General features: G+C 72.5%; 17 protein-coding genes. 11 read left to right on the top strand and 6 right to left on the bottom strand.

Features of this window, described 5'->3' with window-relative positions; translation table 11 throughout:
- Positions 1 to 1,146 (top strand): GAF domain-containing protein (locus tag ACTOQ3_RS31875; protein ID WP_440087142.1); only part of this gene is annotated, 1,146 nt, incomplete at its 5' end.
- Between the two features lie 113 nt (positions 1,147 to 1,259).
- Here the strand turns inward: ACTOQ3_RS31875 and ACTOQ3_RS31870 are convergent.
- The 3 genes from ACTOQ3_RS31870 to ACTOQ3_RS31860 all read right to left on the bottom strand — a co-directional run bounded on the left by ACTOQ3_RS31870 (position 1,260) and on the right by ACTOQ3_RS31860 (position 3,288).
- Positions 1,260 to 1,901, bottom strand: a complete 642-nt coding sequence (locus ACTOQ3_RS31870; RefSeq protein WP_440087141.1) for a response regulator — start codon at positions 1,899 to 1,901, stop codon at positions 1,260 to 1,262.
- 79 nt (positions 1,902 to 1,980) lie between these two features.
- Positions 1,981 to 2,655, bottom strand: a complete 675-nt coding sequence (locus ACTOQ3_RS31865) for a pyridoxamine 5'-phosphate oxidase family protein (RefSeq protein ID WP_440087140.1) — start codon at positions 2,653 to 2,655, stop codon at positions 1,981 to 1,983.
- 168 nt (positions 2,656 to 2,823) lie between these two features.
- Complete coding sequence (locus tag ACTOQ3_RS31860; protein ID WP_440087139.1) at positions 2,824 to 3,288, bottom strand: nuclear transport factor 2 family protein; 465 nt, start codon at positions 3,286 to 3,288, stop codon at positions 2,824 to 2,826.
- A 355-nt stretch (positions 3,289 to 3,643) separates the two neighbouring features.
- Between ACTOQ3_RS31860 and ACTOQ3_RS31855 the strand changes: the two genes are divergently transcribed.
- From ACTOQ3_RS31855 to ACTOQ3_RS31825, 7 genes are all read left to right on the top strand, one after another.
- A complete protein-coding gene (locus ACTOQ3_RS31855; RefSeq protein WP_440087137.1) occupies positions 3,644 to 4,663 on the top strand; it encodes a FecCD family ABC transporter permease in 1,020 nt (339 codons plus the stop codon).
- Positions 4,664 to 4,665: 2 nt separating this feature from the next.
- On the top strand, positions 4,666 to 5,688 hold the full coding sequence (locus tag ACTOQ3_RS31850; RefSeq protein ID WP_440087150.1) for a FecCD family ABC transporter permease: 1,023 nt from the start codon (positions 4,666 to 4,668) through the stop codon (positions 5,686 to 5,688).
- 156 nt (positions 5,689 to 5,844) lie between these two features.
- Complete coding sequence (locus ACTOQ3_RS31845) at positions 5,845 to 9,297, top strand: non-ribosomal peptide synthetase (RefSeq protein WP_440087136.1); 3,453 nt, start codon at positions 5,845 to 5,847, stop codon at positions 9,295 to 9,297.
- Between the two features lie 38 nt (positions 9,298 to 9,335).
- On the top strand, positions 9,336 to 9,497 hold the full coding sequence (locus tag ACTOQ3_RS31840; RefSeq protein ID WP_440087135.1) for a hypothetical protein: 162 nt from the start codon (positions 9,336 to 9,338) through the stop codon (positions 9,495 to 9,497).
- A 594-nt stretch (positions 9,498 to 10,091) separates the two neighbouring features.
- Entirely contained in the window at positions 10,092 to 10,637 is a 546-nt protein-coding gene (locus ACTOQ3_RS31835) for an RNA polymerase sigma factor (protein WP_440087134.1), read from the top strand.
- Entirely contained in the window at positions 10,634 to 11,308 is a 675-nt protein-coding gene (locus tag ACTOQ3_RS31830; RefSeq protein WP_440087133.1) for a hypothetical protein, read from the top strand. Before ACTOQ3_RS31835 ends, ACTOQ3_RS31830 begins: the two co-directional genes overlap by 4 nt.
- A gap of 381 nt (positions 11,309 to 11,689) precedes the next feature.
- A complete protein-coding gene (locus tag ACTOQ3_RS31825; RefSeq protein ID WP_440087132.1) occupies positions 11,690 to 13,102 on the top strand; it encodes a xylulokinase in 1,413 nt (470 codons plus the stop codon).
- A 533-nt stretch (positions 13,103 to 13,635) separates the two neighbouring features.
- On the opposite strand, the gene ACTOQ3_RS31820 is transcribed toward ACTOQ3_RS31825, so the two are convergent.
- Entirely contained in the window at positions 13,636 to 14,064 is a 429-nt protein-coding gene (locus tag ACTOQ3_RS31820) for a hypothetical protein (protein ID WP_440087131.1), read from the bottom strand.
- A 1,216-nt stretch (positions 14,065 to 15,280) separates the two neighbouring features.
- Positions 15,281 to 15,505: a hypothetical protein gene (locus tag ACTOQ3_RS31815; RefSeq protein WP_440087130.1), complete on the bottom strand. Its 225-nt coding sequence runs from the start codon at positions 15,503 to 15,505 to the stop codon at positions 15,281 to 15,283.
- 311 nt (positions 15,506 to 15,816) lie between these two features.
- Between ACTOQ3_RS31815 and ACTOQ3_RS31810 the strand changes: the two genes are divergently transcribed.
- From ACTOQ3_RS31810 to ACTOQ3_RS31800, 3 genes are all read left to right on the top strand, one after another.
- Positions 15,817 to 16,986, top strand: coding sequence for a sensor histidine kinase (locus ACTOQ3_RS31810; protein WP_440087129.1), 1,170 nt, complete (start codon positions 15,817 to 15,819; stop codon positions 16,984 to 16,986).
- The gene (locus ACTOQ3_RS31805) at positions 16,977 to 17,627 is read left to right on the top strand and encodes a response regulator (protein WP_440087128.1); all 651 of its coding nucleotides are present in this window, start codon (positions 16,977 to 16,979) and stop codon (positions 17,625 to 17,627) included. Before ACTOQ3_RS31810 ends, ACTOQ3_RS31805 begins: the two co-directional genes overlap by 10 nt.
- 71 nt (positions 17,628 to 17,698) lie before the next feature.
- The gene (locus ACTOQ3_RS31800) at positions 17,699 to 18,400 is read left to right on the top strand and encodes a hypothetical protein (RefSeq protein WP_440087127.1); all 702 of its coding nucleotides are present in this window, start codon (positions 17,699 to 17,701) and stop codon (positions 18,398 to 18,400) included.
- A 45-nt stretch (positions 18,401 to 18,445) separates the two neighbouring features.
- On the opposite strand, the gene entS is transcribed toward ACTOQ3_RS31800, so the two are convergent.
- On the bottom strand, positions 18,446 to 19,687 hold the full coding sequence (gene entS / locus ACTOQ3_RS31795; protein WP_440087126.1) for an enterobactin transporter EntS: 1,242 nt from the start codon (positions 19,685 to 19,687) through the stop codon (positions 18,446 to 18,448).
- Between the last annotated feature and the right edge of the window lie 14 nt (positions 19,688 to 19,701).

The raw sequence follows: 19,701 nt of genomic DNA, 5'->3' as shown, positions 1-19,701 counted from the left end.
GAGGAGAGCCGGCGCAGGGAGATGTGGCTGCAGGCCTCGGCGGAGGTCACCACCAGCCTGCTGTCGGGCGCCGAACCCAGCCGGGTGCTCACGCTGATCGCGCGGCGGGCTCGGCAGATGGCCGGAGCCGACATCGCGGCGGTCCTGCTGCCGGACGAGACCGGGCGGGTCCTGCGGGTCGTTGTCGCCGACGGCGAGAACCACGGGCGGGTGGTGGACGCGGAGGCCCCGATCGCCGGGTCCCTGGCGGGCCTGGCGTTCACCGGCGGTGAGCCGGTCACGGTCACCGACCCGGCCGAGACCGAGGTCTCGATCGTGATCGCCGAGTACGTCTCGCTCGGCCCGGTGGCCGCGGTGCCGTTCGGCGCGGCGGGAGGGGTTCGGGGCGTGCTGTCGCTGGGCAAGCGTCAGGGCCGCGTCCCTTTCAACCGGGCGGAGATACGCACCCTGCATTCCTTCGCGGGCCAGGCCGCGATCGCCCTGGAACTGGCGGAGAGGCGGATGGACGCCGAGCGGCTGGGACTGCTGGAGGACCGCGACCGGATCGCCAAGGACCTGCACGACGTGGTGATCCAGCGGCTGTTCGCGGTGGCCATGACGCTGATGAGCACGGTACGGCTCGTCGATCGGCCCGAGGCCTCAGAGCGGCTGCGTAACGCGATCGACGAGCTGGACGAGACCATCCGGCAGATCCGCTCGACCATCTTCGCCCTGCAGACCCCCGGCGACGACGACGCCGGCCTGCGCGCCCAGATCGTCGCCCTGGTGGAGGGCGCGCGCGGCCACCTCGGCTTCATGCCGGGCCTGATCATGGAAGGACGGCTGGACACCGGGGTTCCCCCGGAGATCGCCGAGCACCTGCCAGCGGTACTGCGCGAGGCGCTGTCCAATGTGGTGCGGCACGCCAGGGCCTCCGAGGTGGACGTGTCGGTGGAACTCGGCGAGGAGCGGCTCGTCCTCACCGTGACGGACGACGGCGCCGGCCTTCCCGCCGACGGCAGGCGCAGCGGGCTGCGCAACCTCCAGACACGGGCCGAGGACCTCGGCGGGTTCCTCGGCACCGGGACACCGGAGGGGGGCGGCACCCGGCTGGTGTGGAGCGTCCCGCTCGAGCGGAAGGGTGACGGTTCGCGGGACACCGGGTGACCCCCGGGGCACCGGCTCCCCCCCCGCCGGTCGGGCGCGGAGCCGTCGCCGCTCAGGGACGGAACCTCCGCCGTTCAGGAAGGAGCCGTCGCCGGTCGGGGACGGAGGCGCCGTCAGTTCCGCCGATGGGCCTTCAACCGGGCCGACAGGGCGGCCGCCTGGGTGCGGCGGTCCATGCTGAGCTTGGCCAGCAGGTTGGAGACGTAGTTCTTGACGGTCTTCTCGGCGAGATGCATCCGCTCGCCGATCTGCCGGTTGGTCAGGCCCTCGCCGATCAGCTCCAGGATCTGCCGCTCCTGATCCGTCAGCGCCTCCAGGGGGTCCTTGCGGGTGGCCTGCTCGCGCAACCGCGCCAGCATGGCCGAGGTCGTCTGCGGGTCCAGCAGCGACTGGCCGCCCGCCACCGTGCGCACGGCGCCGACCAGGTCCGAGCCGTGGATCTGCTTGAGCACGTAGCCGGACGCGCCGGCCATCACCGCGTTGAACAGGGCCTCGTCGTCGGCGAACGAGGTCAGCATCAGGCAGGCCAGCCCCGGCACCCTGGAGCGGACCTCGCGGCACACGTCCACCCCGCTGCCGTCGGGCAGGCGCACGTCCAGGACGGCGACGTCCGGCCGCAGCGCCGGGATGCGGGCCACCGCGGACTCGGCGGTCCCCGCCTCGCCGATCACCTCGATGTCGCCTTCGGACTCCAGCAGCGCGGCCACGCCCCGCCGTACCACTTCGTGATCGTCGACCAGGAACACACGAATCATGACTCGAACGCTAGTCCCCTCGTGACCTCACAGGTAGGGACCAAGGTCCCTGGTGTCGCCCCCGCGCGGCCGTACGCGCTCAGGGGGCGTGCCGGATGCGGCGGCCGGTGATCTCGGCGGGGACTATCGTGACGTACAGCTCGCGGTCGCCGCCCGCCCAGGCCCGGACACCGGAGGCCTCCGCGGCGGCATGCTCCTCGGCGGAGGAGACGTGGTGGGCGCCGCCCCGGACGAGCACGCTCCAGCCCGCGCGACCGGCCTCGTCGATCCGGTCGACCTCGAAACCGATCTTGAGCTCCACGCCCCGGACACCCGTGCGCAGATTGTCGTCGAGCGGCCCGCCGAAGGCGGTACGGAAGATGATCGAGCCTTCGCGCATCACGTAGTTGACCGGCAGGATCGCCGGTCCTCCCGGATCGTTGAAGGCCACCCGGCCCACCCCGCCGGGGGAGAGCAGCCGCAGGCACTCCTCCTCCGTCAGCCTCTCCAGCAGGGACCCGGCGGCGGGACGGCCGCGACCGGGCGGCAGGTTCGCCGCCGCGCCCAGCAACTCCTCGACGCCGACCTCCAGGGCGGACGCCAGCCGGCTCACGGTCTCCGCCGCCGGCGAGGCCGCGCTCTCCTCCAGGTAGCCCACGTACCCGATGTCGACCCCGGCCCGGTCGGCCAGCTGCTCGCGGCTCAGACCCAGGGAGTCACGCAGCCGGGCCACCCGCCTGCCCAGGTCACCGGGGGTCGCTATGCGTTCGGTCATGACATCTCCCAACGAGAAGGTGAGGACGGTGGCGAGTGGTCCCATTCCATCGCGACGGCGGGTCCCGAGGCAGGGGCCGAGGTCCCTGGAAAGCGGGTCTTTCGTCCACGGCCGGGAGCGCGGGAACACGCCGGAGCGCGATCCCGCCCGCGGCTCCGCGAGCTTTCCCTAGAAACCCAGGTCGCTCAGTCCCGGATGGTCGTCCGGGCGGCGTCCCAGAGGCCAGTGGTACCTGCGGTCCGCCTCCGCGATCGGAAGGTCGTTGATGGACGCGTGCCTCGCGCGCATCAGCCCCTCCTCGTCGAACTCCCAGTTCTCGTTGCCGTAGGAGCGGAACCAGTTGCCGGAGTCGTCGCGGCACTCGTAGGCGAAACGCACGGCGATGCGGCTCCCGTCGAAGGCCCACAGTTCCTTGACGAGCCGGTACTCCAGCTCCCTGGTCCATTTGCGCCGGAGAAACGCGACGATCGCGTCCCGCCCGTCGACGAACTCCGCGCGGTTCCTCCAGCGGGAGTCCGGGGTGTAGGCCAGGGCGACCTTCTCCGGGTCGCGGGTGTTCCACCCGTCCTCCGCCAGCCGGACCTTCAGGACGGCGGTTTCGAGGGTGAAGGGCGGGACCGGCGGACGTGTCATGTCACCATCTCCATGGTCGTGCTTCGTGCGACGGAGGCACCCGAAAAAGCGTGCCTCCATTCCGGAGGGCCGCACCACCTCGGTTCGTTCCGGACGCGGGTGCCGCCGCCCGATCCGGCGTGGCCACCTTCGTGCACGGTACGGAACCCGCGGGTCGCGTACGGGTTCCGGTGCGCGTGTCCGGGGGCTTCTTGGTGTCGCGGTGCCCTTCCCGTGGCCCGTCGCGGGGTGGGCGTGACCGTGCTTCCCGGAGCGGGCGTGACCGTGCTTCCCGGCTCCGGAGGCCGGGGGGAGTCGTGCGTGTCGCCCGGCCCGTTCGTCGACACCTCAGTTAGGTTAGGCTAACTTGAAGCGTGTGCCTCCTCCCGTAAAGAGCGCGTATCTCCCCAAACGGCTGGCCGGTCTGTGCCTGCTCGGCGGCCTGCTGCTGCTCGCCGTGCTGGGCAGTATCGTGATCGGCGCCAAGCAGATCCCGCTCGACCAGGCCCTGTCCGGAGTGTTCTCCCCGGACGGTTCGGAGGGCGCCCTGATCATCCAGGAGCTGCGGCTGCCGCGCACGCTGCTGGGGGTGGCCGTCGGGGCGGCGCTCGGACTGGCGGGCGCGCTCATGCAGGCACTGACCCGCAACCCCCTCGCCGAACCCGGCCTGCTCGGCGTCAACGGCGGTGCCGCGGTGGCGGTCGTGACGGTGATCGGCCTGTTCCGGGTGGACGACGTCCTCGTCTACGTGTGGGCGGCGTTCCTCGGGGCCGCCGGAGCCGCGCTGCTGGTCTACCTGGTCGGGTCGCGCGGCCGTTCCGGCGCCACCCCCGCGCGGCTGGTCCTGGCGGGCGCCGGGATCAACGCGGTGTTCAGCTCGCTGACGGCGGGGATGATGCTGCTCAGCCCGCGCAGTTTCAACAGCTTCCGTTTCTGGCAGGTGGGCTCGCTGTCCGGGCGCGACCTCGCCGTCTTCGTCCAGATCGGCCCGTTCCTGCTGGCGGGGACGGTGCTGGCGCTCTGCCTGGCGCGCCCGCTCAACGCCCTGGCCCTCGGGGAGGACACGGGGCGGGCGCTGGGTGCCCGGCCGGGCCGGACACGGGCGCTGGGGGCGCTGGCGGTCGTGGTGCTGTGCGGTGCCGCCACGGCGGCGGTGGGGCCGATCGCGTTCGTCGGGCTGGCGGTGCCCTTCGTGGTCCGGGCGCTGGTCGGTCCCGACCAGCGCTGGGTGCTGCCGTACTCGCTGCTGCTGGCGCCGGTGCTGATGCTCGCCGCCGACATCGCGGGACGTGTGGTCGCGGCGCCCGGTGAGCTGGAGACGGGCATCGTCACCGCGTTCCTGGGCGCTCCCCTCCTGGCACTGATGGTCCGTCGCGGAAGGGTTCCCCAGCTGTGAGCATGAGTCGTGTCCTGCGGGTCGGGACGGTGTCCCTGCGGTGGGAGCCGCGCGTCGTCGTGGTGTGCGCCGTGCTGGTGGCCGCCACCCTGGGGGCGGCCGTGTCCGTGGTCGGCAGCGGTGAGTTCCCCATCTCCTTCACCGAGGTGGTGGGGGTGCTGACCGGGCAGGGGGACCGGGCCACGGAGTTCATCGTGCTCACGCTGCGCCTGCCCAGGGCAATCACCGGCCTGCTCGCCGGTGCGGCGCTCGGCCTGAGCGGGGCCGTCTTCCAGAGCATCACGCGCAACCCGCTGGGCAGCCCCGACATCATCGGGTTCACCACGGGGTCGGCCACCGGCGCGCTGCTGCAGATCCTCGTCGTCGGCGGCGGCGCCGTCGCCATCGCGGCCAGTTCCGTCCTCGGCGCGGTGCTGACCGCGCTCGCCGTCTACCTGGTCGCCTACCGGGGCGGGGTGCACGGCTACCGGCTGGTCCTGGTGGGGGTCGCCGCGGCCGCGATGCTCGAGGCGCTCAACGCCTACCTCGTCACCCGCGCCGAGTTGCGCGAGGCGTACGAGGCGGCGTTCTGGCTCACCGGCAGCCTGAACGGCAGGGGCTGGCAGCATGCGTGGCCGCTCGCCGTGGCCGTGGCGGTGCTCGTACCGGTCGTGCTGGCCCTCGGGAGGCGGCTGCGGATGGGCGAGCTCGGGGACGACGCGGCGCAGGCGCTCGGCGTGCCGGTCCAGCGGACGCGCGCCGTGCTCGTGGTGGTCGGGGTGGGGCTGGTGGCGGTGGCGACCGCGGCGGTGGGGCCCGTCCCGTTCGTCGCGCTGGCCGCGCCGCAGCTGGCGCGCGGGCTCACCGGCAGGCCCGGCACGCAGCTCGTACCGGCCGCGCTGATGGGCGCCGCGCTGCTCGTGTTCAGTGACCTGGTGACGCTGCACCTGCCGGTCGCGGTGCCGGTCGGCGTGGTCACCGGGGTGCTCGGCGGCGTCTACCTGGTCTGGCTGCTGTCGACCGAGGGGATGAGAGGGCGGGCGTGAGGGACTCGCGTTTCGCGGTGACGGCGTGCCGGACGTCCTGGCCGGCCGAGGGGCGAGAGACCGCGTGTCCGGGATCGTCTGGGTTGTCATGAGACGCGCGTTGACGAGTGAACCCTCCTAAATTAGGTTAGCCTTACCTGACTTAAGGGGAGTTCCGTGCTGACCAGGGAAGAACTGCACCGTTCGCTGACAGAACTGCTGGGAGAGCAGGTAGAGGCACACGACAACCTCATCGAGCTGGGCATGGACTCGATCCAGCTGATGGGGCTGACCGGCCGCCTGCGCCGCCTCGGCGTCGAGGTCGGCTTCGCCGAACTCGCGCGGCGGCCCACGCTGGCCGAGTGGTGGGAACTGCTCGACGAGCGCGGCGCCATCGCACCGCATCCGCTTCCGGCCCCCACCCCCGTCCCCGTCCCCGGCTCCGTCCTCGACGGCGCTTCCGGCGCCGGCCTCGGCACGCGGCGGGAAGCCGCGGAGCCGGACGACGGGCCGTTCCCCCTCGCGCTCATGCAGCACGCCTACTGGATCGGCCGCGACTCCGGCCAGTCGCTCGGCTCCGTCGCCGCGCACCTCTACGTGGAACTCGACGGACGTGAGATCGACCCCGCCCGGCTGGAGGCGGCCGTCGTGGCGCTCGTCGAGCGGCATCCGATGCTGCGGGCCGCGATCTCCGACGACGGGACCCAGCGCGTCCTGCCGGAGCGGCCTGGACCCGCCGTCACGGTGCACGACCTGCGCGCCGTGCCGGATCCCGGTGAGGAGCTGGAACGGCTGCGCGCCGAGATGTCCACCCAGCGGCTCCCCATCGAGACGGGCCGCGTCTTCGACGCGCGGCTGAGCCTGCTGCCGTCCGGCACGGCGCGGCTGCACCTGGACGTCGACATGGTCGCCGCCGACGCGATGAGCTACCGCACCCTGCTGGCCGACCTCGCGGCGCTGTACGAGGGCGAGAGCCTGCCGCCGATCGGCTACAGCTACGCGCGCTACCTCGCCGCCGACCCGCGCGCCGAGGCCCGCGCCCGTGACCGGCGCTGGTGGGGCGAGCGGCTCGGCGAGCTGCCCGGGCCACCGGAACTGCCGGTCGTGCCGCAGCCGGGCGACCGGGTCGTCCGCAAACACCACTGGCTCGCCCCCGAGGACAGGCAGCGGCTGATCGCCCGCGCCCACCGGGAGGGCGTCACCCCCGCGATGGCGCTCGCCGCCGTCTTCGCCGAGGTGATGGGCGCCTGGTCGGCGACCCCGCGCTTCCTGCTGAACCTGCCGCTGTTCCACCGCGAGCCGATCCACCCCGACGTGGACGCCCTGGTCGGCGACTTCACCGGCTCCATCCTGCTCGAGGCCGACCTGTCGCGGGAGCTGCCGTTCACCGAGCGCGCCCGCGAGCTGCAGGCGCTGCTGCACACGGCCGGCGAGCACAGCGACTACTCCGGCCTGGAGGTGCTGCGCGACCTGTCGCGGGCGCGGGGCGAGCAGGTGCTCGCGCCGATCGTCTACACCAGCGCGCTCAACCTCGGCGAGCTGTTCGGCGACCGGGCGCGGCGCAGCTTCGGAGAGCCGGAGTGGATCATCTCCCAGGGGCCGCAGGTGCTCCTCGACGCCCAGGTCACAGAGGTCTCCGGCGGGCTGCTGCTGAACTGGGACGTGCGCGACCCCGCCTTCCCCGACGGCGTCGCCGACGCGATGTTCGCCGCCTACACGGGCGCGATCACCCGCCTCGGCGCGCCGGACGCCGACTGGGCCGAGCCGCTGCGGATCGGCGCCTCGCCGGACCAGCTGCGCCTGCGGCACGAGCTCAACGCCCAGCCGGCGCTGCCCGCGCGGACGCTGCACGAGGAGTTCTTCGCGCGGGCGCGCCGCACCCCCGACCTCGCGGCGCTGCACTGGGGCACCGGTGACGCCGGCGGCACGCTCACGTACGGCGAGCTGGCCGACCGCGCCCTGCGCGTCGCCGCCCATCTCGTGGAGCGGGGGGTGCGGCCGGGAGACCGGGTCTCCGTCGAGCTGCCCAAGGGGCCCGACCAGGCGGTGGCGGTGCTCGGCACGCTGGCGGCCGGGGCCGCGTACGTGCCCGTCGGGGCGGGGCAGCCCGCCGCCCGGCGGGAGAGGATCCTCAAGACGGCCGGGGTCGCGGTCTCGCTCACCTCGGCCGTGACGCACCCCGCCCCGCTGGACGGGCCGGTGCCCGTCCCCCCCGACCAGGTCGGCTACGTGCTGTTCACCTCGGGCTCGACCGGGGAGCCCAAGGGCGTCGAGGTCTCGCACCGGGCCGCGATGAACACGATCGGCGACCTGGTCGAGCGGTTCTCGATCGGTGAGGCGGACGTGTCGCTCGCCGTGTCGGCGCTCGACTTCGACCTGTCGGTGTTCGACCTGTTCGCCCTCTGGTCCCGCGGGGGCGCCGTGGCGATCCCCCTGGAGGACGACCGCCGTGACGCCACCCGCTGGGCCGAACTGGTCGGGCGGTGGTCGGTGACCGTGCTGAACTGCGTGCCGTCGGTGCTGGAGATGCTGCTGCAGACCGGCCCCGCGCCCAGCCTGCGGCTGGTCCTGCTCGGCGGCGACTGGGTCGGCACGCACCTGCCCGCGCTGCTGCGGGAACGCTCGCCGGGGGCCAGGTTCGTCGCACTCGGCGGCACGACGGAGACCGCCATCCACTCGACCGTGATCGAGGTCGACGGCGAGGTGCCCGCCGACTGGACGGCGATCCCGTACGGCGTGCCGCTGCGCGGGGTGGCCTGCCGGGTCGTGGACGAGGCCGGGCGCGACCGCCCCGACTGGGCGCAGGGCGAGCTGTGGATCGGCGGCGCGGGCGTCGCGGACGGCTACAGCGGCGACGCCGAGCGCACCGCCGACCGTTTCGTCGTCCACGAGGGCACCCGCTGGTACCGGACCGGGGACATGGCCCGCTACCGGCCCGACGGCACGCTGGAGTTCCTCGGGCGACGCGACCACCAGGTGAAGGTGCGCGGGTTCCGGATCGAGCTCGGCGAGGTCGAGACCGCGCTGGAGAACCACCCCCGGGTACGCCGCGCCGTCGGCCTGCTCGCCGACTCGCGGCTGGCCGCCGCGGTCGTGCTCGCCGAGGAGGCGGGGGAGACCGGGACCGAGGAACTGCTCGCCCACGTACGGGAGCTGCTGCCCCCGCACATGGTCCCGGACCTGCTGGTGACCCTGGACGCGCTGCCGCTCACCGCGAACAACAAGGTGGACCGCAGGGCGCTCGCCGCCCTCGTCACCGCGGCGGCCGGGGAGACGGGCGCGCCCTACACCGCCCCGGGCAGCGCGCTGGAGCGGGTGCTGGCCCGGATCGTCGGCCAGGTGCTCGGCGTGCCGAGGGTCGGCGCGCACGACGACATCTTCGCGCTCGGCGGCGACTCGGTGCTGGCCACCACCGTCATCGCGCGGCTGCGCGAGGCGCTCGACGCCTCCTCGCTCCCGCTGCGCGCGCTGTTCACCGAGCGGACCGTGTCACGCGTCGCCCAGCGGTTCACCGAGCTCGAGGAGACCCCCGGCAGGCTGGAGGCGGTCGCCGAGATCTGGCTCATGGTCGAGGGCATGTCCGAGGACGAGCTCACCGAGCGCCTGGGCGCCGGAGAGCCCGGCCGGTAGGACCTGGTTACCGCCTCGGGCCGGGGCGGCACGCGCCCATGTTCGCCGTCGAGAACGGCTCGCAGACTGCCTGCGTGGTGTTCCTGGCGGCGGACCGGGCGTGCACGGGCCACGCCACGACGTGGTCACCGGTCTACTCCGCGCCCGGCAGCGCGTGGTGGACCCACAACGTCACCGTCTCGGCCACCCGCACCCACTGACCGGCGGTCCTTGCTACGGCTCAGCCTCCACCCGGTGCTGGATCGCCGGGCCGTGGTGGACGCGGACCTGTTGGTATGGAACTGCAAGTCCGGCGGTCCCAACGGCCGGCTGCGTGGCGACAACCTCGGGTCGGGCATCGCGGCCGCCCGCGTCATCTCCGCCTGGACCCTCAACGGCACCACGAACACCTCGAGCTGGTCCAGGCGGCCCTCGTTCTCCAGCAGCCTGGAAGGCGGAAACAGAGCCGGCTACGACGACGAGGCCGGCCCCGCCGGCTGGTGCGCAAAGGAGGAGCAGCTCGTACACCGGGTCGCCGGCATGGCCCGCGCCTGGATCGAGCAGGGCGTGGCCGACCGGACACCCTCCCACCCACCACCAAGGGCCCCGACCGGGGGCTGCGCATGTGAGCGCAGGGGCGGACATGGTGGAGCTTTCGGAGCCTTCTGTGCGGGCGTGGGTCGGGGCGTGGTCGTCGCGGCCCGAAGCATGGCCGCCGGCTCCGCGTTCCTCGGCCCTGTGACCCGCGAGGAAACGCTTCGTGTCGCCCGGTCCAAGTACGGGTGTAAGGGCGAACGACGAAGGGAGCGAGGCTGGTGCGCCTCAACGAAGACCCTGCGGCCTTTGAGGCCTTCTATCGCCGCCACATCGATGCCGTGCTGAAGTTCGTGGTCCGGCGGGTGAGCGATCCTCACCTCGCCGCCGATCTGACGGCGGACATCTTCTTGGCGGTTCTGGATTCCGCGGACACGTACACGCCGGGGCGTGGCAGCGAGATCGCCTGGCTGTACGGCATCGCGCGCAATGTCGTGTCGGCCCAGTTTCGCAGGGCCACGCGGGAGGCGCGGGCGACCGGTCGCCTGGCGGGGCGCCGCCTGATGGACGACGACGACCTCGCGCGGATGGAGGAGCGGATCGACGCCGAGCGTCAGATGCGCAGCGCTCTGGAGGCCATGAGGGGCCTGTCCGAGGGCGAGCGCGCGGTGCTGGAGCTCATGGCGATCGATCAGCTCACCGTCACCGAGGCCGCCGAGGCGTTGGGCATCAGGCAGGTCACCGCGCGAGTCCGGCTGCACAGGGCCAGGCGTGCCCTCGAACACTTCACCTCGCCATCGGCTGTGTATTCGGAAGGACGGGCATGAGCAACTTCGAAGATCGTCTTCTCGGTGCACTCAAGGAAGAGATCACGAGCAGGAAGGCGGAGGACAAGATGACGACTGTGGCGCCGGCCCGGGACGGCTTCCGGCGGCGATCGGTGAGGTTGTCCGCCGCGGTGACGGGGGTCGCGGCGGCCACCACCGCGGTGGTGGTGGCGACCGGCGTCGTCGGCGGCCCGGCCTACGCGGTGACCAGGGGCGCCGACGGCGGGGTCAGCGTGGAGATCCACGCGTTCACCGATCCCGACGGGCTGGAGGCCGAGCTGGCCGGGGCAGGGGTCAAGGCGGTGGTGGACTACCTGCCGCAGGGGCAGACCTGCAAGCAGCCGCGGGGCACGCGAGGTGGCGGCTCCGGGCGGTTCGCCGCGAGCATCGGGCGGCAGGGCGACGGGATCAGCTTCAAGATCGAGAAGGGGCAGGTGCCAGCGGGATCCACGCTGGTGCTGACCGTCTCGAAGAGCGAGGACGGCGACGACAGGCCTCCGTTCGCGACCACGCTGCAGATCGTCCAGGGTGCGGTGTCGCAGTGCGAGCCCACCTCGATGCCGGTGCCGGCTGACGGCGGTACCACGGGGAAGCCGGACCAGGGGCCCAGCTTCGACACGGGCACGGAGAAGCAGGACCAGGGCCCGAGCCTGGACAGCAAGACCGGGTGACGCCTCATGCACGGCCCGGCGGCCCCCGAGCGACGAGGGGCCGCCGGGCCGCGTGCTCCGATGTCCCGGGCGGGTTCGGGCAGTTTGGGTTGCTTGCCCTTGAGCTTGCCGTTCTTCGGGGCAGTTGTTGACGTCACCGATGACCAGCCTGGGTAACCCGCTGCGAGCTGCGCCATGATCTTGACAACACACCTGGCGCAACCGAGATAATTCAGCCGCCCGACAAATAAACCAAGCATTCTAGAGCTTCGCCCCCGGACACGGCCGGTGCCGAGGGCCTCGGATTCATCTGCGCGACCAGCTCGCCGCCGGCCATCTGGTCGCGCCCCCTGCCGACCAACCGCGCCACCTGACCCTCACCCGACAACCCCCGGAGGAACGATGCCCCTCGTCGCCGGGGTCGACTCGTCGACCCAGTCGTGCAAGGTCGTCATCCGCGACGCAGAGACCGGGAAGCTGGTGCGCGAAGGTCGCGCACCGCACCCCGTCGGCACCGCCGTGCCGCCGGCCGCGTGGGAGGCCGCACTGTCCGACGCGGTCGCACAGGCCGGCGGACTGGACGACGTGGCGGCTGCCTCGATCGCCGGGCAGCAGCAGGGCATGGTGTGCCTGGACGAGGGTGGCGCGGTGGTCCGGGACGCCGTGCTGTGGAACGACACCCGCTCGGCCGGCGCCGCCGCCGACCTGATCTCGGATCTCGGCGGTGGCGAGGCGGGACAGCGAGCATGGGCGGAGGCGGTCGGCCTGGTACCGGTGGCCAGTTTCACCGTCACCAAGCTGCGCTGGCTGGCCTCGGCGGAGCCGGGCAACGCCGCCCGTACAGCCGCGGTGTGTCTGCCGCACGACTGGCTGACCTGGCGGCTGTCCGGCGCACCGGGCCTCGATGCGCTGCGCACCGACCGCAGCGAGGCCAGCGGGACCGGATACTGGTCGGCCGCGACCGATGAGTACCGCCTGGACCTGCTCCGGTTGGCGTTCGGCCGCGACGACGTGCTGCTGCCGCAGGTGCTCGGGCCGACCGGTCAGGCCGGGCACCTGCGCACCGGCGCGCCGCTGGGCCCCGGCGCCGGCGACTGTGCCGCGGCGGCGCTGGGTGTCGGTGCCGAGCCTGGCGACGTGATCGTGTCGATCGGCACCTCCGGCATAGTGTCCACCGTTTCCGAGGTGCCGGCCGCGGACCCGAGCGGGATCGTGGCCGGGTACGCCGACATGACCGGCCGGTTCCTGCCGCTGGTGTGCACGCTCAACGCCGCCCGGGTGCTGGACGCGGCCGCGACCATGCTGGGAGTGGACCACGCGGGGCTGTCGGCGCTGGCGCTGTCCGCACCGCCGGGCGCCGACGGGCTGGTCCTGGTGCCCTACCTGGAGGGCGAGCGCACACCGAACCGCCCGCACGCCACCGGAGCCGTGCACGGCCTGACCCTGCGGACCTCGACCCCCGCACACCTGGCCCGCGCGGCGGTGGAGGGCATGCTGTGCGCCCTCGCCGACGGGCTGGACGCAATGATCGAGCAGGGCATGACGGTCAACCGGGTCATCCTGGTCGGAGGCGGCGCCCGCTCGGAGGCGGTGCGCCGGATCGCTCCCACAGTCTTCGGCCGCCCCGTGCTCGTCCCACCACTGGGGGAGTACGTCGCCGACGGCGCCGCCCGTCAGGCGGCCTGGGTGTTGTCGGGCGGGCAGCGACCGCCGTCGTGGACGGTCGGGCAGGTCGAGACGCACGAGGCGGACGCCGTGCCGGCGATCCGCGAACGGTACGCCGTGGCCTGCGCGAACATCCTCGATATCCCATGAGGACAATCCGGCGATTCGACGAGCCAAGCGCGGCGTACGGTCAGAGCCAGGACGATCCCCGACTTCGGAAGGTGTCGCCATGGCTGACGACAACGCGCGAGCGGAGATGGAAATCAGCCCCGTTGGCGGCGTGAGTCCATCAGGCATGTGTGTGCCATGGGCGCGAACTCCGGGTGCCGTGTCGCGATGACCCGCTCGAATGCCGCCTCGGGATTGGGAGAGTTCACGGCCATCCGGTACGCGTGCTGGGCGCCGCGCAGTGGGGACACCCTGTTTCCGCGCCGCCGCCGGCAAGAGGTCGGCGAAGGAGTCGGATTCGGCCGCACGTCGTCGCCGGCGTTCAGGCCACCACCGCATCCCCCGTCACCCCTCCGGTCGAGAGCCTTGCCTCGTCCTTCAGTCACCCTCCTCGCGGGTCAACACGAAGCGGCGGCGAAAACTTGGAGTGGCCGATCCAGGGACGGCGCCGTCGAACGGGTGTACTGGGACAGCGGGATCGCATACCTGCGCCTCGCTCGCGCCACCTTCCCGAGTCAGCGTCTGGGGGAGAGCCTCAGCACCGCTTTGCCGCGGGAGAGAGACACCACCCGTATTCCGATGCCGTTGACCGACCCCGTCGAGCGGAGGCCGAGCACCGCCTGCGAGGTCACCCCGGGCCCGGTGGCCCGCACCCGCACGGAGGTCCGGCCGAAGGAGATGGACAGCCGGGTGACGCCGAACCGGGGGCTGACCCGGAAGCGCACCGCCTTCGAAAGGGTGAGGTTGCACTTCCCGTCGTAGCACGCGCGGAGATTCGGAGCGGCGGTCTTCCCCCGCGCGGCGGCGCCCGTCGCCGGGGCGGCGGCCGCGACCGGCGCGAGGACGGCCGCTCGTGTGTCCGCCGGTGTCAGGCCGGAGTGCGCCGGTGCGGTGCCGCCGGTCAGGGCGGCGACCAGCAGGAGGGCGACGGTCGTCTGAGCCATGCTCTTCCTCTCGTCTTTCCGCCGGACTCCTCCCGGGATGGGCGGTGGCTCGCCGGCCGGGCGTCGCCGGTGGTCGTACGTTGACATGGATATGACGGGTTTGCTGTCACTCCTCACCATCTGACAGAGTCGGCCGTTTTTCCAGCCGTTCCCTCACATCGCCTTCGCCGGTTTCGCCGGGCTCACCCGGGCTCCGGTTTTCGTCGGCCCGGCGCGGCCAGGAGTCCTGGACCGGTGCGACGTTCCTCGAAGCAGGCCGGGCCCTTCGGGGCCTGTTCCTCACGCTGAGACGGCCGCTTCCGGTGACTCCTCGTCAGGCGTGCCGAATGGACGACGCCCGGTCACACGAGGCCGCCGGTGTCGCTTCCGCCGGAAAACATTGACGAGCGGAATTCGCCCTGGTGAATCCAGTGCTTCCGAAGTCATGGCCAAGGTTAATTCAGTGCTCCCGAAATCATGGCCAAATGGCGAACAACTCAATATGATCGCCGGAGAGGCTCGGTAAAAGTCCGGGCCGATCCGTTCCGGTACTGGTAAGACCGCTTATCCGAGTTTCGCGGGTCGCCGTTCCCGTGAGGCCCGACGGTTACGATCCGTGTTCTCCGGGTTCCCCGGTGGTGCGGCCTCCACCGCCTTTCCCGGGGAGACGGGCGGTGGTCTCGCGGTGATGGCCGAGGGCGCCGGCGACGACGAGGGCGGGCGTCCGCGGGGCCCGCCGCCGGATCGCGGCGCGGTCGCCGGGACGCCGATCCCGTCGGGGCGGACGAGCGGACGGGCGGACGGCCGGGGCGGCGAGGCCTGCCCGGCGGACGCGACGAGGGCCTCGTGGCAGGGACCGGGCGCCGTGTCACCCCGGGCCGACCACGCTCCGCCACCTGGCGGCCGGGGGCACGTCCTGGACCGTTCTTCCCGGCATCTCCCGGACCGATCTGGCCTGTGACCTGGGCAGGCTTGCGCATCGCCATCGATGGACCGCTCCGGCCGCGACGTCCGGGAGGGCGGGCCCGCCGGCGGGCGTCTCGTCCTCCTCCGGCGGCCGGGCCTTCCCGGCGTACGACACCGCCCGGCGCGTGGCGACCGGACCGCCCCCCCGGATCGACGCGGCGGAAGCCGGAAGGACCGCCGCGCGCCGGCCCGGGACGCGTGAAGGGCCCGGCCCCTCAAAGGGCCGGGCCCTTGGACCGGTTCGTGGTTCACACCGGGTCCGCCACGGGTGCTACCGCCACGCCGTGAAGTGCCACTTGTTGGGCTGCGACCAGGTACAGGCTGTCACCTGGTATCCCGAATCCCTGACCGCGTACCTCCAGTAGTTGCAGGTACCCGCGTCCGAGTAACCACCGTAGAACCTGCTTTCGGCGTGGGCTACACCACCAAAGGAGAGAACCGTTCCGGCGATGGCGAAGCCGGCGACGCCGACGACCACTCTTTTCACGAGACTCATGCTTTGGACCTTCCTGATAGACCCCCGCAGGGAATTGCCGCTGCCCATTGATCTTCAACCAGCGATTACCAATATGCAAGACCATCTTTGAAATTCGGCGTCCGGCGCCAAACGATCGGCGGGAAAAGGCGGGAAAAAGTAGCGGAGCGTGATCGGGCCGGAGGCGGCCGGGGTGACGTTGTGGATCGACGGCATCTCCGGTAAGAGCTCGCGCTGATCGGCAGGAGCTCATGGGCGACGCCTCGGCCGGTGTTCGCACAAGGCCTTCGGCGAGTCCGCGACGGACGGCTTCCAGTGGTTAGCCTCTGACGGTGCGCACCCGGACCGCTCTGCAGGCACTCACCCGGCATCCGCTGTCCTTCCTGCGGTCCCGGTGGCCGTGGCGATCACTGGCGTACCTGTCGTCGAGTGCCGTGCTCGGCGTCACCGTCGTCATCGTCGCGGTGTCGATCTCCTTTCTGGAATCCGTCCCGCTCATGGTCGCCGCCGGGCTGGCCGCCGCCGGTCTGCTCGTTTTACCGGTGACGGGGTTCGAGCGGTGGCGACTGCGGCTGATCGGCCTCGCCCCGCCCGCCCGCGCGCCTGACGAGCCGTGGCGCGGGGTCGGCCTGACGGTGGCCTCGCTCCTCGCGCTCTGGTGGATCGACCTGGTGGTGGTCTGCTTCACCGTCGGGGGCCCTGTCGTGTTGATCCTGTCGCCCGTCCTCCAGCCGGTGGAGGAGACGTGGGCGCTCACCGCCGCGCTGACGGCCTCGGCCGCCGGATTCCTCCTGCTTCCGGTGGCCGCCTACGCCTTCACCGCCTGGGCGGGGGCGCGCGGAGCCATGACCAGGGCGCTGCTCGCCCCACACGAAACCGAGCTGGCCGAGGTGGTGCGCTCACGCGCCCGGCTGGTGGACGCGTTCGAGATGGAACGCCGCCGGATCGAGCGAGACCTGCACGACGGCGCCCAGCAACGGCTTGTCGCGCTGAGCATGAGGCTGGGACTGGCCCGGCTCGACCTGCCGCCGGACTCGCCGATCGCCGAGCAGATCGAGCAGGCCCACGAGGAGGCCAGGCGGGCCCTGGCCGAACTGCGAGAGCTGATTCGCGGCGTGCATCCGCAGGTGCTCACCGACCGCGGTCTGGCCGCCGCCGCCCGTGACGCGGCCGGGCGCTCTCCGATCCCGGTGGAGGTGAACGTCTCCCTGCCGCGGCGGCTGCCCGAGGCGGTGGAGGTGACCGCCTACTACGTCGTCTCCGAGGCTCTGGCGAACATCGCCAAGCACAGCGGGGCGGGCAGGGCCCGGGTGCTCGGCCTGCTGGTCGACGATACGCTGATCATGGAGATCCGCGACGACGGGGCCGGTGGTGCCGATCCGGCCGGCGGAACCGGCCTGATCGGGCTGGCCGACAGGGTGGCCGTGGTCGACGGCAGGCTGTCCCTGTCCAGTCCGGCCGGCGGGCCGACGACGATGCGAGTGGAGATTCCGTGCGGGTAGTGATCGCCGAGGACGCCGTTCTTCTCCGTGAGGGCTTGGCCGGCCTGCTGGAGCGCTTCGGGCACACGGTCGCCGCCTCGGTCGGCGACGCCGTCTCCCTCGTCACCGCGGTGGAGGAGCACCGGCCCGACATCGTGGTGGTCGACGTGCGGATGCCGCCCGGCTTCACCGACGAGGGGCTGCGCGCCGCGCTCGCACTGCGCACGGCGCACCCGGAACTGGCCGTGCTGGTGCTCAGCCAGTACGTCGAGCGGACCTACGCCGCCGAGCTGCTCGGCTCCGGTCGCGGCACGGGCATCGGTTACCTGCTCAAAGAACGGATCGGGGACGTCGGCGAGTTCGTCGACGCGCTCGTCCGGGTCGCGGAGGGCGGCACGGTCATCGACCCCGAGGTGGTGCGGCAATTGCTCAGCGGGCGGCGCGATCCGCTGCGGCGCCTCACTCCGCGGGAGCTGGAGGTCCTCACCCTGATCGCCGAGGGACGGGCCAACGCCTCGATAGCCCGGGCTCTTTCCGTCACCGGCGCGGCGGTCGCCAAGCACATCGCGAGCATCTTCGACAAGCTCGATCTCCCTCCCGCCGCCGACGGCCACCGCCGCGTCCTGGCCGTCCTGGCCTACTTGCAGGCCGAGCCGAGGTAGTGCCAGGTCTACCCCGGGTCTTGGTCCCCGCGCCAATGTGCGGCGGGCGCCGCACCGGTTGGATCGACGGCATGGCAACCACCTCTTTCGAATTCCCCGGCCGCTGGGCCGAGGGTGCCGGGCTCGTCCTCGGCCCGGTTCTGATGCTCGCCGGAGTGCTGCTCCGCGTCGACGTCGACGACTTTTTCCCCGGGCAACTCGTGGCGTTCGCCGCGGACCCCGGCAGGATGACCGCCTCCTACAGTGCCTTCGCCGCGGGGAACGTCCTGCTGTGGCCTGCCGTCATCGCCCTGGTCCGGCGCGCGTGGGCGACCCAGCCGCGGTGGGCGCTGTGGGGCGGTGTGATGGTCGTGCTCGGGCTGTTCGCCCGCGCCTTCCACACCGGGATCAATCACTTGATCTTCCAGGTCACCGGCGCCCAGGGGGTGGAGGCGGGGCGGCAGGCGGTCGACGGCTACTACGGTGCGTTCCACGTGCTCCAACCGTTGTCGATCGCGATCCTCCTCGGCTGGGTCGTGCTGGCCGTCGGCGTATGGCGGGCAGGCGTGCTGGGGACCGTCAGGTCCGTCGCCCTGGCATCGATGAGCGCGCTGCCGATCGGCGTGCTCAAGGGCACGGGTCCGATGTCGATCGTCGCCACTCTCGGCCTGTGCGTCGCGCTGGTGCCGCTGGGGGCCCGCATCCTGAAGGACGGGCCCGCGCCCAGGTGGTGGGCCTATCCGCTCGCGCTGGGCATGGGCACCGCGGCCGTGCTCCTCGGCATGGCCGGTTGACGGCCGGGATCGACGCGACCACTTCTCCGGATTACGGAACAGGCCCTAGACCTCCCGCGGTTCGGCGTCCAGGGTCGCGCCGCGCAGGCCGGTGAGCGTGAGGGCGAGGGCGAGGGCCAGGGCGGCGCTGGCCGCGCCGTACACGACGATCGCGGTGCCGGGCGCCAGGTAGCGGCCGAGCGCGCCCGCGCCGAGCGCGCCGACGGCCTCGCCGCCGGTCTCCTGGGCGGCCCACAGCGCGTTCACCCGGCCGAGGTAGCCGTCGGGGGTGTGCGCCTGGATGAGGCCGTAGCGGAGGATCTCCTCGATGGACGCGACCAGGCCGTACCCGAAGAGGATCGCGACGGCGAGCGCGGGATGGGTCGCCAGCCCGAGGCAGGCGAGGAGCGCGAAGCCGCAGACCGACGCGACGAGCAGCGCCCTGCCCGGCGCGCGCGACCGCCCGGCCCAGCCGCTGGTGACCGAGCCGAGCACCGCGCCGCAGGCGGGCGCGGCGTAGAGCAGGCCGATCGTGGCCGGGCCGCCGCCCAGCTGCAGGGTCGCGAACGCGGGCATGAGCACCGGGATGCCGCCCGCCACCATGAACAGCAGGCCGAGCAGCATGAGCGAGCCGACCACGCGGTGCGAGGCCACGAACCGCAGCCCCGAGGCGATCGCCCTCAGCGGGTTCTCCGTGACCTCGGCGACCGGTTTCAGGGCGGGCAACCTCGTCAGCAGGCCGAGGGTGGCCAGCGTTCCCGCGGCCGCGGCCGCGTAGTTCCAGCCGACGCCGAACGCCGACACGGTCAGGCCGCCGAGCGCGGGGGAGAGCATCGAGCCGAGCCGTACGGTCAGCGCGTTGAGCGCGCCCGCCGCGACCAGCTTGTCCGGGGGGACCAGGGCGGGGGTCGCGGCCAGCAGCGCGGTGACGCTCACGCCGGTCGCCAGCCCGTCCCAGGCGGCGAGCACGTAGATCGCCGCCAGCGAGGGGGAGGGCAGGAAGGCGTTCAGCGTTAGCAGCGCGAAGCCGATGCCGGCCGCGGTGCGCGCGACCAGCATCAACCGGCGCCGGTCGTGCCGGTCGGCCAGCACGCCGCCCCACAGGAAGCCCGCGAGCAGCGCGAAGCCCTCGGCCGAGGAGACCGCGCCGACGTGCACGGTCGAGCCGGTCATCGCGTAGACCTGCACGGGCACCGCGACCATCAGCATGCCGATGCCGAAAACCGACACGGTGCGCGCCACGAACACGTCGCGGAAGGCTCTGCTGGTCCGGAGCGGGCTGATGTCCATGGCCAGACGGCGCAGCATCTTCGGGGTTCTCC

The organism is Streptosporangium sp. LJ11 (assembly GCF_051918945.1).
In the GTDB taxonomy this organism is placed as follows: domain Bacteria; phylum Actinomycetota; class Actinomycetes; order Streptosporangiales; family Streptosporangiaceae; genus Streptosporangium.
Note: the sequence above shows the minus strand (reverse complement) of the source record. Positions and strands in the feature narration are given on the sequence as shown.